Source organism: Demequina phytophila, assembly GCF_000971135.1.
GTDB classification, from domain to species: domain Bacteria; phylum Actinomycetota; class Actinomycetes; order Actinomycetales; family Demequinaceae; genus Demequina; species Demequina phytophila.
Genome location: NZ_BBLW01000004.1, coordinates 93,771 through 109,573, shown reverse-complemented (window position 1 = coordinate 109,573; position 15,803 = coordinate 93,771). Strand labels below are relative to the sequence as shown.

The window sequence follows — 15,803 nt, the reverse complement described above, 5'->3', positions numbered from 1 at the left end:
CACGCTGAACGGTGCGGGCCGCTCCCTCGGGGGCGGCCCGCACCCGTCACCCGCATCGTCATCACCAGAGGATCCACCGCATGACCACCACGCAGCCTCAGACCGAGGCCCCGATCGCCCCCCAGCCGCCGCGCGGGCGCGCCCCTCTCACATGGCGTCAGCGCCTCGGGCGCTGGGACGTCAAGCTCTCGCCGTACCTCTACATCGCCCCCTTCTGGATCGTGTTCGCCATCGTCGGACTGTTCCCGATCGTGTACACGGCGTTCATCTCCTTCCAGGACTGGGACCTGGTGCGCAACACCGGCACCATGACCGGCTTCGACAACTTCGCCTTCGTGCTGCAGGACCGCGAGTTCTGGCTGTCGCTGCGCAACACGTTCTCGATCTTCGTGCTGTCCTCGGTGCCGCAGATCATCATCGCCACCTTCATCGCCGCGATGCTGGACAAGAACATCCGTGCCAAGACGTTCTGGCGGATGGGCGTGCTGCTGCCCTACGTGGTCGCGCCCGTCGCGGTCGCGCTTATCTTCTCCAACATGTTCGGCGACAAGTACGGCCTCATCAACGGCGTGCTGGGCGACCTGGGCATCGCGCCGATCGCGTGGCACGTGGACGTCGTCCCGAGCCACTTCGCGATCGCGACCATGGTCAACTTCCGCTGGACGGGCTACAACGCCCTCATCCTCCTCGCGGCCATGCAGGCCATCCCGCGCGACCTCTACGAGGCCGCCGCGATCGACGGCGCCGGCACGCTGCGACGGTTCTTCTCCGTCACGCTCCCGCAGATCCGCCCCACCATGATCTTCGTCATCATCACGTCGACCATCGGCGGCCTGCAGATCTTCGACGAGCCGCGCATGTACGACACGAACGGCCAGGGTGGCTCGAACCATCAGTGGGAGACCATCACGCTGTACCTCTACAACATGGGCTGGGTCGACTTCGACTTCGGCCGTGCCGCCGCGGTCGCGTGGATCCTGTTCATCATCATCGTCGCCTTCGGCCTGCTCAACTTCGTGGTGACGCAGCGCTTCATCGCGGGCGACACCGCCGCGAAGGCGAAGAAGGTCAAGAAGGTGAAGAAGTGACCACCATCACCAACCCCCTCACCCGCAAGAAGACGGGGGCCGCCGCCGTCTCCACCATGCGACCCGGCTGGTTCGTCTACGCATCGCTCGCGGTGTTCCTCATCGCGTCGATCTTCCCGTTCTACTGGTCGTTCCTCATCGCCTCCGGCGACCGCTTCACCATCAACGACCCCCACATGTCGTGGTTCCCCGGCGGCAACTTCCTCGCCAACGCGGCCACGGTGATCAACAACCCGGCGGTCAACTTCTGGAAGGCGCTGAGCAACTCGATCATCGTCTCCACCACCATGGCCGTCTCGACCGTGGTGCTGTCGACGCTCGCCGGCTACGCGTTCGCGAAGCTCCGCTTCAAGGGCTCCGGCCCGCTGCTCGTCGCGGTGGTCGCGACCATGGCGGTCCCCGTGCAGCTCGGGATCGTGCCGCTGTACATCCTCATGCAGCGCTTCGGCTGGACCGGCTCGATCGGTGCGGTCATCATCCCCGGCCTCGTCACGGCGTTCGGCGTGTTCTGGATGACGCAGTACATCTCGCAGTCGCTGCCGACCGAGCTCATCGAGGCGGCGCGCGTCGACGGCTGCTCGATGATCCGCACGTTCTGGCACGTGGGCCTCCCGGCCGCGCGCCCGGCCGCCGCGATGCTGTTCCTGTTCACCTTCGTGACCAGCTGGAACAACTTCATGTGGCCGTACATCGTGCTCGACTCGCAGAACCCGACGCTCCCGGTGTCGCTGTCGATCCTCCAGGCGAACTACTTCGTCGACTACTCGCTCGTGCTTGCGGGTGTGCTGCTGGCAACGGTGCCGCTGCTGCTCCTGTTCATGTTCGCCGGACGGCAGCTGGTCTCCGGCATCATGGCGGGGGCGGTGAAGGGCTAAGCGGCGATGCCGCGCGCCGTTGGCGGGCATGGGCCCCTCTCCGCAAGGATGGTCCCATGCCCGTCGATGAGGATCCCAGCGTGACCGCCCCGGGGCGGCACCCGGCACCCACGCTCGAGCTCGTCGCCGCGCGTGCAGGTGTCTCGCGCGCGACCGTGTCGCGCGTGGTGAACGGCTCGACGTCGGTGTCGACGCCCATCGCGGAGGCGGTGCGCCGCGCCGTCGAGGAGCTCGGCTACGTCCCCAACCGCGCCGCGCGATCGCTCGCCAGCCACCAGTCGCAGGCGATCGCCCTGGTCGCGCCCGAGGACGTCACGCGTTTCTTCGGCGACCTGTTCTTCGCGGACATCGTGGCGGGCATCGACGCCCGGCTCGAGGACAGCGACTACGTGCTCAACCTCATGGTCGCGAACAACGACCCGTCGGGGAAGACCATGCGCTACCTCGGCGGCGGCGCCGTGGACGGCGCGCTCGTGGTGTCGCACCACACGTCGGACCGGTTCCTCAAGCGCATCACCGAGACGCTGCCCGTGGTCTTCGGTGGCCGCTCGGCGGTCCCCGGACTCGACGCGTACGTGGTGGACGTCGACAACGTGACAGGCGCCGAGACCGCGACGCGTCACCTGATCGAGCGCGGCTGCCGCCGCATCGCCACGATCGCGGGCCCGCTCAACATGCGCGGCTCGCTCGACCGTCTCGAGGGCTGGCGCCGCGCGCTCGACGCGGCCGGCGTCGAGGCCGGGCCGGTGGTCGACGGCGACTTCACCATGCTCGGCGGGGCGGCCGCGATGAGAGAGATCCTCGACTCGCGCCACCAGGTGGACGGCGTGTTCGTCGCCTCCGACCTCATGGCCTCCGGCGCGGTGCCGGTGCTGCGCGACCGTGGCATCGCGATCCCGGATGACGTCGCGATCGTCGGCTTCGACGACAGCGCCGCAGCCCTCGCGACGGGGGTGCCGCTCACCACCGTGCGCCAGCCGATGAGGGAGATGGGCTGGCAGATGGCCGACATGCTGATCAGGCTGCTCGCGGGGGAGACCACCGTGCCGCGCGAGCTGATCCTGCCGACCGAGCTGGTGGTGCGCGCGTCCGCGTAGGGCCGTCAGGCCGGGCCGAGCCCGCGCGTGAGCAGCGCCCATGCCGCCTCGACGCGCGCATGGCGCGTGTCCGCGGGCACGCGCGCGACCAGCGCGGCGATCATGCCGATCGCGAGGACCACGTCCTCGACCGTGGTCGCGGGCGCCAGGGTGCCGTCCTCGTGCGCCGTGGCGACCTTCGGCGCGAGGGTCGCCGCGACGCGGTCCTCGAGGGTGCGCAGCGCCGGGTCCTCCTCGCGCGCGAAGTAGGTGATGACGGCGGCGTTGCCCTCGAGCTGGCGCGTGACCAGGTGGATCAGGTCGCGCAGCGTGGTGCCCGGCCGCGCGGAGAGCGCCTCGATCTCCGCCAGGTTCTCGTCGAACACCGCGAACGCGAGGGACTCCCGCGAGGGGAAGTGGCGGTACAGGCTCGCCTGACCGACGCCCGCGCGCCGCGCCACCGCCGAGATGGGGCCCTCGACGCCCTGCTCGGCGAACACCTCGCGCGCCGCCGCCACGAGCGCCGCGCGGTTCTCGGCCGCGGCACCCGGTCCGCGATTCGACTTGGTCGCCATGGACAGAATGTATAGGCTGAGGCAACCGGACACTGTTGTCCGGTGCGAGCCGAGGAGCGACACATGGATGCGGCGCAAGCGAGCGTTCACGGGCCGCTGACGCCCGCATCGTCCCTCCGTCCCGGCCGCCCGCTACCCCGGACCACCGCCGCCCCGGCCCCGCCGCCCGCGCGCGCGTGAACCGCCCCTGAGGAAAGGAACCCCCATGTCCACCCCTGTCCCCACAGGTGACTCCAAGGTCGCCGACTGGCTCGCTCACCCCGTCGCAGGCGACGTGATGCGCGAGATGCTCGCCCAGGGCGGCCAGAACGAGCGCTCGCTCGCTCCCGTCAAGCGGTTCTCCATGAACAAGCTCATCAAGATCAGCGGTGGCCGCTTCCCGCAGGAGATGCTCGACGGCATGATCGCCGAGACCGAGCGTCGCATGGCCGGCGGCGCGGCACCCGCGCCGGCGGCGTCGCCGGTGGACGATGCGCCGGCCGGGTCCCCGTCGCCCGCACCGGTGGAGGCCCCCGAGTGGGTCGAGAAGATCACCGAGGGCCGCTTCACCGGCAAGACCGTGGTGGTGACCGGCGCGGGCTCCGGCATCGGGCGTGCGACCGCGTCGCGCGTCGCGCGCGAGGGGGGCCGCGTGATCGCCCTCGACATCTCGGAGGGGCGTCTCGCGGAGTTCGCGGCCGAGCACGACGGCCTCGACATCACCGTGGTGACGGCGGACGTCACGAAGGCCGAGGACATCGACCGGGTGCTCGACGCCGCCGGCGATCGCATCGACGCCCTGGCGAACATCGCCGGGATCATGGACAACATGTCCGGCATCGCGGCGGTGACGGACGAGATCTGGTCCCGGGTGTTCGCGGTCAACGTCGAGGGCGTGATGCGCCTGTCGCGCGCCGTCATCACCCGGATGCTCGAGGCCGGACAGGGCTCGATCGTCAACGTGGCATCCGAGGCGGGCCTGCGCGGATCGGCCGCGGGCGTCGCATACACCGCGTCGAAGCACGCGGTGGTCGGCCTGACCAAGTCGACGGCGTTCATCTACGGGCCCAGCGGGATCCGCGTCAACGCGGTCGCGCCCGGGCCGGTGATCACCAACATCGAGGCGCGTTTCGACGACGAGCTCGCGCAGGAGCGCATCATGGCGGCGATGACCGTGCTGCCCACGCCGGTCACACCCGACCAGTTGGCGGCGTCGATCTGCTTCCTGCTGTCCGACGACGGCGTCAACCTCAACGGCGTGATCATGCCGTCGGACGGCGGCTGGTCCGCCGTCTGATCGCGCCGCGACGCGTCACGAGGGTCCCGGGGTGTCCGCCCCGGGACCCTCGTGCGTTCCGGAGGCCCTTCCTACGATGGGGTGCATGATCGTCACGCATCGAGGGAAGTCGCCCCGCATCGACCCGACCGCGACGGTCGCGCCCACCGCGGTGGTATGCGGCGACGTGGTGCTCGGACCGGGGGTGCGGGTGCTGCACGGCGCGGTGCTCACCGCGGAGGACGGCCGGATCGTGGTGGGCGAGGACACGGTCGTGATGGAGAACGCGCTGGTGAAGGCCCGCGCGGGCCACGACGTGAGGATCGGCGATGCCGTGGTGCTCGGGCCGCACGTCCACGTCAACGGTGCGGTGGTGGGCGACGAGTGCTTCATCGCCACCGGCGCCGCGCTGTTCCCCGGAGCCGTGCTCGCGCACGGGTGCGAGGTACGGATCCGCGGCGTGGTGCAGGTCAACACCCACCTGCCGGAGGGCGCGATGGTGCCGATCGGCTGGATCGCCGCAGGCAACCCGGCGAGCACGCTCCCGCCGGACCGTCACGAGGAGGTGTGGGCGATCCAGCAGCAGCTCGACTTCCCCGGCACCGTGTACGGGGTCGACCGCAGCACCACCATGCGCGAGCTGCTGCGTCGCCAGAGCGAGTTCTACGGCGCGCACGCCGACGACGAGATCATCGGCTGACGCGGGTCAGTCCTGGTCGTAGGGGAGGCGTGCGAGACGGCTCGGGTGGGACACGTGCCCCAGCCATGCGACGGTCAGCGTGATGATCGCGGACAGCGCCATGCCCGCGCCGATGTGGAGCTTGAGCAGCAGCGCCCCGACCAGCGCGCCAAGCCCGATCAGCACGATCGCGCCGGCACGCCGCTTCCACGGCTGGCCACCGCCCTTGCCCAGCACCGAGTCCGACGCGAGTCCCGTGATGGTCGACGTCACCACCACGGTGGTGACGTCCTTGACGGCGATGTGCCGCGCGGCGGCCGCCTGGCAGCCCATCGCCGCGCCGAGCGCGAGCGTGATCGCGTACTGCAGCGCCTCGCCCGGCTCGCCGACCACGGAGGCGGGGACGGCCGCGAGCGTGATCACCAGGCCGACCGCGCCGAACAGCACCGAGTGGCGCGGGGTCCACCCGTCCGCCGCGCCGCGCAGCACGCGCCCGCCCACGGCCGCGCCGCCCATGAAGCCGGCGAGCGCGATGAGCGGACCCACGACCGGCAGCCCGGTGTCGCCCGCGAGACCCATGCCGAGGATCACCACGTTGCCCGTCATGTTGCCGGTGAAGACGCGGTCGAGGCCCAGGTAGCCGACGGCGTCGATGATGCCCGTCGAGAACGTCAGCGCGAGCATGAAGCCCAGGTGGGAGCTGGCGGGGTTGCGACGCATGCGGTCGAGCACGGGACCTCCGGAACGGGTGGGGCCCCGGTCAGGCTCCGAGGCCACGCCCCGGGGCGGCTGTAGTCTCGGCCCAAGACTAGGGCACGCCGTGGGGGACCCACGGGGAGGAGGCCGCGTGGGCGACTACCAGGGCACACTGCAGCCCGGCGCGCGGGTGGACGATGCGGTGTACCTGCCCGCGCAGCCGTCGGCGGTGCGTTGGGGACGCCTTCCCAAGCGCGGCGATGCGCCCGTCCTGACGGTCGACCCGGGGACGGAGCTCACCGTCGACACGGTCAGCCACGAGGGCCTGCTGCCCGACCAGGGTGCCGACCCCGTCGCGTTCTTCGGGTCTCACGGGGTGGCACGCGAGGACGTGCTCGAGGACGCGATCGCGATCGCGGCGACCCGCACGCGCGGCGCCGAGGACGGTCCCCATGTGGTCACCGGCCCCATCGAGGTGCGTGGCGCGCGTCCCGGCGACCTCCTCAGCGTCACCCTGCTCGACGCCACCCCGCGAGTCGACTACGGCGTCATCTCGAACCGTCACGGCAGGGGCGCTCTCCCGGGCGAGCTGCCCGCCGGCCCGGGTGACGTCTCGGTGTTCACGCCCGTCTCCCCTGACGCGAGCGGCGAGTGGCGCGGCCGCCTGCCCCTGACGGAGGGCGGCGAGCGCGCAGTGTCCTTCCCGCTCGCGCCGTTCCTGGGGATCATCGGCGTCGCGACGGACACAGACACCGCGGCCCACTCGGTGCCGCCGGGCCCGCACGGCGGCAACATCGACATCCGCCACCTCACGCCCGGCGCGACCCTCCACCTGCCCGTCCAGGTGCCGGGCGCGCTCGCCTACGTGGGCGACCCGCACTTCGCGCAGGGCAATGGCGAGGTCGCGCTCACCGCGCTCGAGGCGTCGCTGCGCGTGCGCGTCCGGCTCGACCTGCGCGACGCGGCGGAGGCGGCCCGCGAGTTCGGCGAGCTCGCCTCGCCGCTGGCCGAGGACGCGACCCACCTCATGCCCACGGGGCTCGACGCGGACCTCGACGAGGCCATGCGCGCGTGCGTCCGGCAGGCGCTCGCCCTGCTGGGTGCCCGCTACGGCATGGAACGCCACCTCGCGTACGCCTACCTGTCCGCCGCCACCGACTTCGAGATCTCGCAGGTGGTGGACCTGGTCACGGGCGTGCACGCCCGCATCCGCAAGTCCGATTTCGAGGGGGTCCGGTGAGGGTTCGCGTGGAGGGCGGCGCGCCCGCGCCCGAGGGCCTGGTCGAGGCCGTGCTCGCGTACGAGGCGGTCCTCGCCGCCGACGACGTCGCGGCGCTTGCCGACGCGTTCGAGCGAACCCCCGACGCGCTGCGCGGCGACCGCGCCGGGCTGCTCGTGGGTCACGGCGCCATCGCAGGCTTCCGCGCGCGCCGCGGCGGGGCGGGCTCGCGAACGGTCGCCGAGCTCCGCATCCACCTCGCGGGGGACGATGCGGCGCACGTCGCCACCGTCAACGTGCCGGCGGGCGGCGGGCGCGGCCTGGTGACACAGCTGTGGCGTCGGGGCGACGACGGCGCGTGGCGCATCGCGGCCGCTCATGTCACCGCCCCCGCCCCCGCGCTCGACGCGCGGGTGTGGCGCGTGGCCGGTGCCCCGCTGGTGGCGGGATCCGGCGACGGCCCGCTCGCGGGCGAGACGGTGGCGGTGAAGGACCTGTTCGCGGTCGCGGGGCAGCGCATCGGGGTGGGCGTGCGTGCGTTCCTCGCGGACGCCGCGGTCGAGCAGGAGACCGCGCCCGCCGTGCAGGCGCTCCTCGACGCCGGCGCGGACGTGGTGGGCATCACGCAGACCGACCAGTTCGCGTACTCGATCGCCGGCCTCAACCCCGACTACGGCACGCCCCCCAACCCCGCCGTGCCCGGCGCGATCCCCGGCGGCTCGAGCTCGGGCCCGGCCGCCGCGGTCGCGCTCGGGCAGGCGAGCATCGGGCTCGGCACCGACACCGCCGGCTCGATCCGAGTCCCCGCGTCCTACCAGGGGCTCTGGGGTCTGCGCCCCACGCACGGTGCGGTCAGCCTCGCTCACGTGTGGCCGCTCGCGCCCCGCTACGACACCGCCGGGTGGATCACCAGGGACGGCGGGACGATGCGCCGGGTCGCCTCGGTCGGGCTGGCGGACGCGGGGCAGGGGGTCACCCCGGGGGCCTACGTGGCCGCGCCGGCCGTGATGATGTCCTGCACCCGCGGCGTGCGCGACGCGTTCGACGGCGCGCTCGCCGCGCTTGCCGCGGCGGGGGTGCGCGCGACGCCGGTCGAGGTGCCCGTGCTCGACGACCTGCTCGCCACCTTCCGCGTCACGCAGCAGGCCGAGGCCTGGCGCAGCGACGGCGCGTGGGTCGAGTCCCACCCGGGGGTCCTCGCGCCCGACGTCCAGGAGCGGTTCGACCTCGCCCGCGACGTCACCACGGACCAGGAGGCGGCCGCGCTCGCGGATCTCGACCGCCTCGTCACCGAGCTGGACCACGCGCTCGGCGACGCGATCCTGCTGGTCCCGGCCGCCGCATCGTCCGCACCCCGCCTCGACGCGAGCGAGAGCGAGCTCGAGGAGCGCCGCCGCGCGACGCTGTCCATCACCGCGATCGCCGGGCTCACCGGGAGGCCCGCCCTGTCCGCGCCGCTGCTCGACACGCCCGACGGGCCCGTCGGCATGTGCCTCGTGGGGCCGCGGGGATCGGACCTCGCGCTGGTCGACGCGGGGCTTGCTCTGGAGGCAGCGCTGCGCAATCGCGGCGAAACATCGCTCGGGCACACTGTGTAAGCCACATCAACATTCCGTGGAGGCCCCATGTCCCTGCCAGGCCCGATCGACCCGCCCGCGCGCCTGCTCATGGGGCCCGGCCCCATCACGGCGCACCCGCGCGTGCTGCAGGCGATGTCGGCGCAGCTGGTGGGGCAGTACGACCCGTTCATGACGCACGCCATGGGCGAGGTGCAGGAGCTGTACCGCGGGGTGTTCGAGACCGCGAACGCGCAGACGCTGCTCATCGACTCCACCGCACGGGGCGCGATCGAGGCGGCGCTCGTGTCGCTGCTCGAGCCGGGCGACCGGGTGCTGGTGCCCGTGATGGGGCGGTTCGGCCATCTGCTGGTGGAGATCGCCGGACGGTGCGGCGCGGAGGTGCACACGGTCGAGGCGCCGTGGGGCGAGGTGGTCCCGCTCGAGGCGATCGCCGCCGCGATGGAGACCGCCCGCCCCAAGGTGCTCGCGATGGTGCACGGCGACACGTCCACCACCATGCGGCAGCCCTTCGACGGGCTGCGCGAGCTGTGCGACCGCTTCGACTGCCTGCTCTACGCGGACGTCACCGCGACGCTCGGCGGCAACCCGTTCCCCACCGACGCCTGGGGCGTGGACGCCGCGACGGCGGGGCTGCAGAAGTGCCTGGGCGGGCCGTCGGGCTCGGCTCCCGCGACCTTCTCACCGCGCGCGGTCGAGGTGATCGAGTCGCGGCGCAGCATCGAGGCCGGCATCCGTGAGGCCGGCGATCCCACGGCGGCCCACCCGATCCGCTCGAACTACTTCGACCTTGCGATGATCTTCGACTACTGGTCGCCGCGCCGCCTCAACCACCACACCGAGGCGACCACCATGCTCTACGGCGCACGGGAGTGTGCGCGCGTGATCCTTGAGGAGGGCCTGGGCTCCTACCAGGAGCGTCACGCCCGCCACGGCGCCGCGATGGCGGCAGGGCTCGCCGGGCTGGGCCTCGCGCGCTACGGCGACCAGGAGCACCGCATGGCCAACGTGGTCGCGGTGGAGATTCCCGAGGGGGTCGACGGCGAGGCGGTCCGGCGGCAGCTGCTCGCCGACTTCGGCATCGAGATCGGGACGTCGTTCGGGCCGCTCGCCGGGCGGGTGTGGCGCGTGGGCATCATGGGCTGGAACGCGCGCACCGACGCGGTGCTCGCGACCCTCGCCGCGCTCGAGGCGGTGCTGCGCCGCCACGGCGTCCGGGTGCCGCCGGGCGGGGGAGTGGACGCGGCCTACGCCGCCTACGCCGCCGACGGGACGACCGCATGAGCCGCCGGTCGCGCCAGCAGGGTCCGTCCGAGGCCGCGCTCGCGGACGCGCGCGAGGCGCTGCGGCGCTGCGACGTGCTCGCGGGGATCTCCTCGATGGAGGACGGCATCGAGCGCGTCTACCTGTCCGGCGAGCACGCCCGCGCCAACGCCGAGGTCGCCCGATGGATCGAGGCGGCCGGGATGCGTGCGTGGGAGGACGCGGCCGGGAACGCCCGCGGCTCCTACCCGGGGGAGATGCCCGACGCTCCGGTGCTGCTGCTCGGATCGCACCTCGACACCGTGCCGGACGCGGGCCGCTACGACGGGATCCTCGGCGTCATGATCGCGATCGCGGTGGTCTCGCGGCTGAGCGACCACGGCGTGCGGCTGCCCTTCGGGATCGAGGTGCTCGGCTTCGCGGACGAGGAGGGCGTGCGGTTCGGTCGCACGCTGCTCGGATCCTGCGCGGTCGCGGGAACCTGGGAGGAGGGGTGGCTCGACCTGGTCGACCCCGACGGGGTGACGCTGCGCGACGCGCTGGACGCATTCGGCCTCGACCCCGACGCGGTCGCGGACGCGGCGCTCGACCCGGCGGGCGTGGTCGGGTACCTCGAGGCGCACATCGAGCAGGGGCCGCTGCTGCTCGACGCCGGCCGCCCCCTCGGCGTGGTGTCGGGCATCATGGGCGCCAAGCGCTTCGACCTCGCGATGGACGGGCAGGCCGGCCACGCGGGCGGCGTGCCGATGCTGCACCGCCGTGACGCGCTGCTGGGCGCCGCGGAGACGGCGCTGGCGGTCGAGCAGGTCGCCCTCACCGAGGGCGTCGTGGGCACGGTGGGCGAGATGCGCGTGACCCCGGGCGCCGCGAACGTCATCCCCGGCCGCGCGGAGTTCTCGCTCGACGTGCGCGCCGCGTCCGACGCGCAGCGCGACCGCGCCTACGAGCTGATGCGCGCGCAGGCCATGGAGGCCGCGGGGCGGCGGCGGCTCCAGTTCACGGAGAACCTGCGCCATGTCGCGCGCGCCACCTCCTCGGAGCGACGGCTCAGCGAGGCGATCGAGGAGGCGATCGTGTCCGCGACGGGCGACCGCGAGCCCATGGAGGTGCAGTCCAAGGCGGGCCACGACGCGATGGCGATCGCGTCCCTCACGCCGTACGCGATGCTGTTCATCCGCAACGGCAACGGCGGCGTCAGCCACCACCCCGACGAGGTGGTCGAGCTTGAGGACGTGGCGCTCGCGATCGACGCGTTCGAGGCCGCCGTGCTCTCTATCGCGCACCGCAGGGGAGCGGCTACGGTGGCGTGATGACCGACCCGGCTCCCGCGCGTCGTCCTCGCGCGGAGCGGGGCGACTACCGCGTCAACCACCTCCGCCTGCTGGAGGCCGCGTTCGCGGTCTTCGACGACGCCGGCATCGACGCGCCGCTGAGCGCGGTCGCGCAGGTCGCCGAGGTGGGTGAGGCGACGCTGTACCGCCACTTCGCGAACCGTGACGATCTGGTGGTCGAGCTCTACGACGTCGCCGCTGGCAGGGTCGAGGACGCGGTGCGGGAGACGCTCGAATCCGAGCATCGCGACGTCGCGGCGCGACTCGACGCCTTCTTCGCCACCATGGTCGGGGCGATCGCCGCGCACCGGTCGTACCCGCAGCTCGCGATCCGCGGTTCGCGGCTGCGTCCGGGGCGGGGCGTCGACCCGCGCACGCTGGTGCTGCTGCGAGAGCTCGTCGCGGAGGCCCAGGAGTCCGGCCTGCTCGAGCGCGACGTGCTCGCGTCGGACCTTACGACGCTCGCGTTGACCACGGGCACGCTGGCGGCGGACGCGACGCCCGCCACCGACTTCGTGTGGAGGCGTCACCTGGCGCTCGGACGCCGCGGCCTGGTCCCCGGCGACGGGATCGGTCGCAACCGCGAGCTCGAGAGCATCGAAGTGCCGGCGCACCGCTTCGGAACGCGGGATTCCTCGCTTCCCTGAGATTGACCTGAGAGTTAGACTCTCTATTACTCCAGCGAGAGTCATGCTCTCGGATCACGGCCTCCATTGGGCGGAGGCCGCCGCCGACGCCGACCGTCGTGCCGACGCCACCACGCGCGCGAGCGCGGTCCCCGATCACGCCCGTCAGGGCGAGTCCCCCCAGGAGCGGCCATGAACCGCATCTCCGCGCGCTACCGCGCGCGCATCTTCCGAGCCGGGTAGACGGCCATGGTCGCCCTCGGCTGGCGCCCACCCGCGTCGCACCGCCACCCCGCGTGGCGTCGCGGCGTCCTGGTGGCGCTCGTGATCCTCGTCGCCCTCGCCGCGTTCGTCGCGTGGCGCGTGGGCGAGGCGCGCCTGCTCGACGATGCGCTCGTCCCTATCCCCGTCGCCGACCTGCCCCTCCACGGCGGCGCAGGCGGGTAGCCCGCGGAACGGGGAGCATCGCCGCGCTCTCGCACACGACGGCGGTCGTCAGGGGGCCGCACCGGCCCCGACTGGCACCGTCGCACGGGCGCCACCGGGGGCCCGCGCGGCCCCATGCGCCCGCGCTAGCGTCGAGGCATGACATCCCGCCCGTTCCGCCAGGTCGATGTGTTCGGCTCCGCCCCGTACACCGGGAACCCCGTCGCGGTGGTCCTCGACGCGGAGGGCCTCACGGACGCCGAGATGACCCGCATCTCGGAGTGGACCAACCTCTCCGAGTGCACCTTCGTGCTGCCGCCCACCACCCCCGACGCCGACTACCGCGTGCGGATCTTCTCGCTGTCCACCGAGCTGCCGTTCGCCGGACACCCCACGCTCGGCACCGCCCGCGCGTGGCTCGACGCCGGCGGCACGCCGCGCGACCCCGGCCGGATCGTGCAGGAGTGCGGCGCGGGGCTGGTGCCCCTGCGTCGCGAGGACGACACGCTCGCGTTCGCCGCGCCCCCGCTCGTCCGGTCCGGTCCGGTGGACGATGCGACGGTCGCCCAGGCCTGCGCGGTCCTGGGCATCTCGCCAGGGGAGGTGATCGACGCGGCCTGGGTGGACAACGGCCCGGGCTGGGTGGGGCTGCTGCTGGACTCGCCCGAGGCGGTCGCCGCCCTGAGCCCCGCCGCGGCACCCCCGGGACGGTGGGACATCGGCGTCGCCGCTCTCCACCCCGCCGGCTCCGACCTCGCGCTCGAGGTGCGCGCGTTCTTCTGTCACGACGGCGGAGCGTTGCGGGAAGACCCGGTCACGGGCTCGCTCAACGCCTCGCTCGCGCAGTGGCTCACCTCGACCGGTCGCCTTGAGGCGCCGTACCGGGCGCGCCAGGGCACCGCGCTTGGCCGCGACGGGCGCATCCTCGTGACCGCGTCCGACGGGGAGCTGTGGATCGGCGGCGCCACCCACGTGGCCATCGCCGGCACCGTCGAGGCCTGACTCAGCGCTCGTCCACGTCCTCCGCCGCGCCCAGCCCGGTGCAGTCGATCTCCTCCGCGTGGTGCGCGTCGAGGTAGTGGCCCGCGCCGCGCCCGCCGCCGACGGTCGCGAGGAGGCGGCCGAGGTGCGCGCCGCCGATCAGCACGGGGTGTCCCGGCAGGCCGCCGTCGACGGCCCGCGCCAGCACCGACGGGTCGCCGGTCCAGCGCGCGGCCACGCGCTGGACCGCCTCGGGCTGCAGTCCTGGCAGGTCGACCAACGTGATGAGGAGCGCGTCGGCATGCACCGCCTGCGCCGCGAGGACCGCCGCGCGCACGCTGGCCCCGATCCCCTCCGCCCACGCGTCCGCGATGACCGGATGCGCGCCCTGCGGCAGCAGGTGCCGCGCGTCCTCGGCCCCGGCGCCCAGGATCGCGACCACCGGGTCGCAGCCCGCCCCCGCGAGAAGCCCGCAGGCGCGGGGGAGCCATGCCCCTGCATCGTCCCGTGCCAGGGCCTTCGGTCCGCCGAAGCGCGTGCCGGCCCCCGCCGCGAGCACCACGCCGACCAGCCTGTCTGCCATGCTGTTCATCCTAGGGAGGAACCATGATCGAGCCCCGGCGAGAGGACCTTCTCGCATGCCTCAACGTGGCCCGCTGGGCCGAATCCGTCGCGTCCCGCGCGTACCCGTCGCTGCTCGAGCTCGAGCGCGCCGCGGTGTCCGCGGGCACGCCGCTCACGCCCGGCGAGATCGAGGAGGCGCTTGAAGCGCACCCCCGGATCGGCGAGCACCGGCAGGGGGACGATGCGGAGGCCCGGTTCTCGCGCGACGAGCAGTCCGCCTCGGCGTCGGGGGACGCGGCGCTGGCCGCGCGCCTGGCGGCGCTCAACGCGGCGTACGAGGAGCGCTTCGGGCGCGTGTTCCTCATCCGCGCGGCGGGGCGCTCGCGCGAGGAGATCGTGGGGGAGATCGAGCGTAGGCTCGAGAACGACGAGGTTGCCGAGCTCGCCGAGGTGGCGGACCAGCTGCGCGGGATCGCGCTGCTGAGGCTGCGCGCGACCTACGGGGAGGCGGCATGAGCCACGTCACCACGCACGTGCTGGACTCCGTGCACGGGAGGCCCGCGGCCGGCGTGCACGTGCGGCTGCTGCACGGCACGGAGGAGCTCGGGACCGGTGTGACGGACGCCGACGGGCGCGTCGCGGTCGGGCCAGATCGGCTGCAGCCGGGCACGTACCAGCTGGTGTTCGCCACGGGGGAGTGGTTCGCGGACCGCGGGATCGCGACGTTCTACCCCGAGGTGCGGATCGCTTTCGGCATCGACGGGGACCCGCACTACCACGTGCCGCTCCTGCTCAGCCCGTTCGGGTACTCGACCTACCGGGGTAGTTGACGTGTCAGGAATCAGCGCGAGGTCCTGTACGTTGTGGCGGCATGACTATCGAGATCGACATCTGGTCCGACATCGCCTGCCCGTGGTGCTACCTGGGCAAGAAGCGCCTCGAGGAGGCCGTGGCCGCCTCGGGTGAGGACGTGGCCATCCGCTACCGCAGCTTCCAGTTGGACCCGAGCGCCCAGAAGGGCGCGAACCGCCCGCACTCGGAGGCGCTCGCGGAGAAGTTCAACACCACGCCCGACCGGATCGCCGAGATGAACGTGCGGCTCGAGACGCTGGGCGCGGAGGCGGGCATCGAGTACCGCTTCGACCAGTACATGACGGCGAACACCCGCGACGCCCACCGCCTGCTGCACCTCGCGCACGCGCTCGACCTCGGGCCGGTCCTCAAGGACCGCCTGATGAAGGCGCAGTTCACCGAGGGTGCGCTCATGGACGACGCGGAGACGCTGGTGCGTCTCGCGGTCGAGTCCGGGCTGCCCGAGGCGGATGTGCGCCGCGTGCTGTCCTCCGACGAGTTCGAGGACGCCGTGGCGGCCGACGTCGCGCAGGCCGCGGCCTACGGCGCCAACGGGGTGCCGTTCTTCGTGTTCGACAACAGGTTCGCGATCTCGGGCGCTCAGCCCACCGAGACCTTCGCGATGGCGCTCGCCAAGGCGCGCGAGGCTCGGGACGCCGACGCCGCACCCGTCGCCTGACCCCTCGGCCTCGGGCTCAACCCACGGCCCCGGACCCCGTC

The 15,803-nt window shown here is 73.0% G+C and carries 19 protein-coding genes; 16 read left to right on the top strand and 3 right to left on the bottom strand.

Features of this window, described 5'->3' with window-relative positions:
- The first annotated feature begins 80 nt into the window (after positions 1-80).
- From AOM01_RS07490 to AOM01_RS07480, 3 genes are read left to right on the top strand one after another with little or no spacing between them, the layout of a single operon-like run.
- Positions 81-1,088 (top strand): carbohydrate ABC transporter permease, encoded by a 1,008-nt coding sequence (locus tag AOM01_RS07490; RefSeq protein ID WP_062291307.1) that lies wholly within the window; start codon positions 81-83, stop codon positions 1,086-1,088.
- 56 nt (positions 1,089-1,144) lie between these two features.
- Positions 1,145-1,963, top strand: a complete 819-nt coding sequence (locus AOM01_RS07485; protein ID WP_082110108.1) for a carbohydrate ABC transporter permease — start codon at positions 1,145-1,147, stop codon at positions 1,961-1,963.
- Positions 1,964-2,019: 56 nt separating this feature from the next.
- On the top strand, positions 2,020-3,060 hold the full coding sequence (locus AOM01_RS07480) for a LacI family DNA-binding transcriptional regulator (RefSeq protein WP_062291302.1): 1,041 nt from the start codon (positions 2,020-2,022) through the stop codon (positions 3,058-3,060).
- Positions 3,061-3,065: 5 nt separating this feature from the next.
- Here AOM01_RS07480 and AOM01_RS14690 read toward each other — a convergent pair whose 3' ends face one another.
- Positions 3,066-3,614, bottom strand: a complete 549-nt coding sequence (locus AOM01_RS14690; RefSeq protein ID WP_062291298.1) for a TetR/AcrR family transcriptional regulator — start codon at positions 3,612-3,614, stop codon at positions 3,066-3,068.
- Positions 3,615-3,819: 205 nt separating this feature from the next.
- Here AOM01_RS14690 and AOM01_RS07470 point away from each other — a divergent pair, with 205 nt between their 5' ends.
- Both AOM01_RS07470 and AOM01_RS07465 read left to right on the top strand, forming a co-directional pair.
- Entirely contained in the window at positions 3,820-4,890 is a 1,071-nt protein-coding gene (locus AOM01_RS07470; RefSeq protein WP_062291295.1) for an SDR family NAD(P)-dependent oxidoreductase, read from the top strand.
- Positions 4,891-4,975: 85 nt separating this feature from the next.
- The gene (locus AOM01_RS07465) at positions 4,976-5,569 is read left to right on the top strand and encodes a gamma carbonic anhydrase family protein (protein WP_062291292.1); all 594 of its coding nucleotides are present in this window, start codon (positions 4,976-4,978) and stop codon (positions 5,567-5,569) included.
- Between the two features lie 6 nt (positions 5,570-5,575).
- Here AOM01_RS07465 and AOM01_RS07460 read toward each other — a convergent pair whose 3' ends face one another.
- A complete protein-coding gene (locus AOM01_RS07460; RefSeq protein WP_228374248.1) occupies positions 5,576-6,280 on the bottom strand; it encodes a YoaK family protein in 705 nt (234 codons plus the stop codon).
- 115 nt (positions 6,281-6,395) lie between these two features.
- Between AOM01_RS07460 and AOM01_RS07455 the strand changes: the two genes are divergently transcribed.
- From AOM01_RS07455 to AOM01_RS07425, 8 genes are all read left to right on the top strand, one after another.
- Positions 6,396-7,484 (top strand): acetamidase/formamidase family protein, encoded by a 1,089-nt coding sequence (locus AOM01_RS07455; RefSeq protein WP_062291289.1) that lies wholly within the window; start codon positions 6,396-6,398, stop codon positions 7,482-7,484.
- Entirely contained in the window at positions 7,481-9,061 is a 1,581-nt protein-coding gene (locus AOM01_RS07450; RefSeq protein WP_228374247.1) for an AtzH-like domain-containing protein, read from the top strand. Before AOM01_RS07455 ends, AOM01_RS07450 begins: the two co-directional genes overlap by 4 nt.
- A gap of 27 nt (positions 9,062-9,088) precedes the next feature.
- Entirely contained in the window at positions 9,089-10,324 is a 1,236-nt protein-coding gene (locus AOM01_RS07445) for a pyridoxal-phosphate-dependent aminotransferase family protein (protein ID WP_062291284.1), read from the top strand.
- Positions 10,321-11,613, top strand: a complete 1,293-nt coding sequence (locus AOM01_RS07440) for an allantoate amidohydrolase (protein ID WP_062291281.1) — start codon at positions 10,321-10,323, stop codon at positions 11,611-11,613. Before AOM01_RS07445 ends, AOM01_RS07440 begins: the two co-directional genes overlap by 4 nt.
- Complete coding sequence (locus AOM01_RS07435; RefSeq protein WP_062291278.1) at positions 11,613-12,281, top strand: TetR/AcrR family transcriptional regulator; 669 nt, start codon at positions 11,613-11,615, stop codon at positions 12,279-12,281. Before AOM01_RS07440 ends, AOM01_RS07435 begins: the two co-directional genes overlap by 1 nt.
- 43 nt (positions 12,282-12,324) lie before the next feature.
- Positions 12,325-12,456 carry a hypothetical protein gene (locus AOM01_RS14775; RefSeq protein ID WP_267127725.1) on the top strand — a complete coding sequence of 44 codons (132 nt, stop codon included), beginning with the start codon at positions 12,325-12,327 and terminating at the stop codon, positions 12,454-12,456.
- Positions 12,457-12,509: 53 nt separating this feature from the next.
- On the top strand, positions 12,510-12,707 hold the full coding sequence (locus AOM01_RS07430) for a hypothetical protein (protein WP_062291275.1): 198 nt from the start codon (positions 12,510-12,512) through the stop codon (positions 12,705-12,707).
- 138 nt (positions 12,708-12,845) lie between these two features.
- Positions 12,846-13,688, top strand: coding sequence for a PhzF family phenazine biosynthesis protein (locus AOM01_RS07425; protein WP_062291272.1), 843 nt, complete (start codon positions 12,846-12,848; stop codon positions 13,686-13,688).
- A gap of 1 nt (position 13,689) precedes the next feature.
- Here the strand turns inward: AOM01_RS07425 and AOM01_RS07420 are convergent, their stop codons facing one another.
- On the bottom strand, positions 13,690-14,250 hold the full coding sequence (locus AOM01_RS07420; RefSeq protein WP_062291269.1) for a nucleotidyltransferase family protein: 561 nt from the start codon (positions 14,248-14,250) through the stop codon (positions 13,690-13,692).
- A gap of 23 nt (positions 14,251-14,273) precedes the next feature.
- Between AOM01_RS07420 and uraD the strand changes: the two genes are divergently transcribed.
- The 3 genes from uraD to AOM01_RS07405 are packed head-to-tail and all read left to right on the top strand — an operon-like array spanning position 14,274 to position 15,762.
- Complete coding sequence (uraD, locus tag AOM01_RS07415; protein WP_062291266.1) at positions 14,274-14,747, top strand: 2-oxo-4-hydroxy-4-carboxy-5-ureidoimidazoline decarboxylase; 474 nt, start codon at positions 14,274-14,276, stop codon at positions 14,745-14,747.
- A complete protein-coding gene (uraH, locus tag AOM01_RS07410) occupies positions 14,744-15,061 on the top strand; it encodes a hydroxyisourate hydrolase (protein WP_062291263.1) in 318 nt (105 codons plus the stop codon). Before uraD ends, uraH begins: the two co-directional genes overlap by 4 nt.
- Positions 15,062-15,102: 41 nt before the next feature.
- Positions 15,103-15,762, top strand: a complete 660-nt coding sequence (locus AOM01_RS07405) for a DsbA family oxidoreductase (RefSeq protein WP_228374246.1) — start codon at positions 15,103-15,105, stop codon at positions 15,760-15,762.
- The last annotated feature ends 41 nt before the right edge of the window (positions 15,763-15,803 follow it).

What these genes read in the sequence shown, in the direction of transcription:
- uraD (WP_062291266.1), top strand. Translation starts at nt 14,274, where the DNA reads ATGATCGAGCCCCGGCGAGAGGACCTTCTCGCATGCCTCAACGTGGCC.
- AOM01_RS07405 (WP_228374246.1), top strand. Translation starts at nt 15,103, where the DNA reads ATGACTATCGAGATCGACATCTGGTCCGACATCGCCTGCCCGTGGTGC.
- AOM01_RS07425 (WP_062291272.1), top strand. Translation starts at nt 12,846, where the DNA reads ATGACATCCCGCCCGTTCCGCCAGGTCGATGTGTTCGGCTCCGCCCCG.
- AOM01_RS14775 (WP_267127725.1), top strand. Translation starts at nt 12,325, where the DNA reads ATGCTCTCGGATCACGGCCTCCATTGGGCGGAGGCCGCCGCCGACGCC.
- AOM01_RS07445 (WP_062291284.1), top strand. Translation starts at nt 9,089, where the DNA reads ATGTCCCTGCCAGGCCCGATCGACCCGCCCGCGCGCCTGCTCATGGGG.
- uraH (WP_062291263.1), top strand. Translation starts at nt 14,744, where the DNA reads ATGAGCCACGTCACCACGCACGTGCTGGACTCCGTGCACGGGAGGCCC.
- AOM01_RS07485 (WP_082110108.1), top strand. Translation starts at nt 1,145, where the DNA reads ATGCGACCCGGCTGGTTCGTCTACGCATCGCTCGCGGTGTTCCTCATC.
- AOM01_RS07420 (WP_062291269.1), bottom strand. Translation starts at nt 14,250, where the DNA reads ATGGCAGACAGGCTGGTCGGCGTGGTGCTCGCGGCGGGGGCCGGCACG.
- AOM01_RS07430 (WP_062291275.1), top strand. Translation starts at nt 12,510, where the DNA reads ATGGTCGCCCTCGGCTGGCGCCCACCCGCGTCGCACCGCCACCCCGCG.
- AOM01_RS07440 (WP_062291281.1), top strand. Translation starts at nt 10,321, where the DNA reads ATGAGCCGCCGGTCGCGCCAGCAGGGTCCGTCCGAGGCCGCGCTCGCG.
- AOM01_RS07490 (WP_062291307.1), top strand. Translation starts at nt 81, where the DNA reads ATGACCACCACGCAGCCTCAGACCGAGGCCCCGATCGCCCCCCAGCCG.
- AOM01_RS07470 (WP_062291295.1), top strand. Translation starts at nt 3,820, where the DNA reads ATGTCCACCCCTGTCCCCACAGGTGACTCCAAGGTCGCCGACTGGCTC.
- AOM01_RS14690 (WP_062291298.1), bottom strand. Translation starts at nt 3,614, where the DNA reads ATGGCGACCAAGTCGAATCGCGGACCGGGTGCCGCGGCCGAGAACCGC.
- AOM01_RS07435 (WP_062291278.1), top strand. Translation starts at nt 11,613, where the DNA reads ATGACCGACCCGGCTCCCGCGCGTCGTCCTCGCGCGGAGCGGGGCGAC.
- AOM01_RS07480 (WP_062291302.1), top strand. Translation starts at nt 2,020, where the DNA reads ATGCCCGTCGATGAGGATCCCAGCGTGACCGCCCCGGGGCGGCACCCG.
- AOM01_RS07465 (WP_062291292.1), top strand. Translation starts at nt 4,976, where the DNA reads ATGATCGTCACGCATCGAGGGAAGTCGCCCCGCATCGACCCGACCGCG.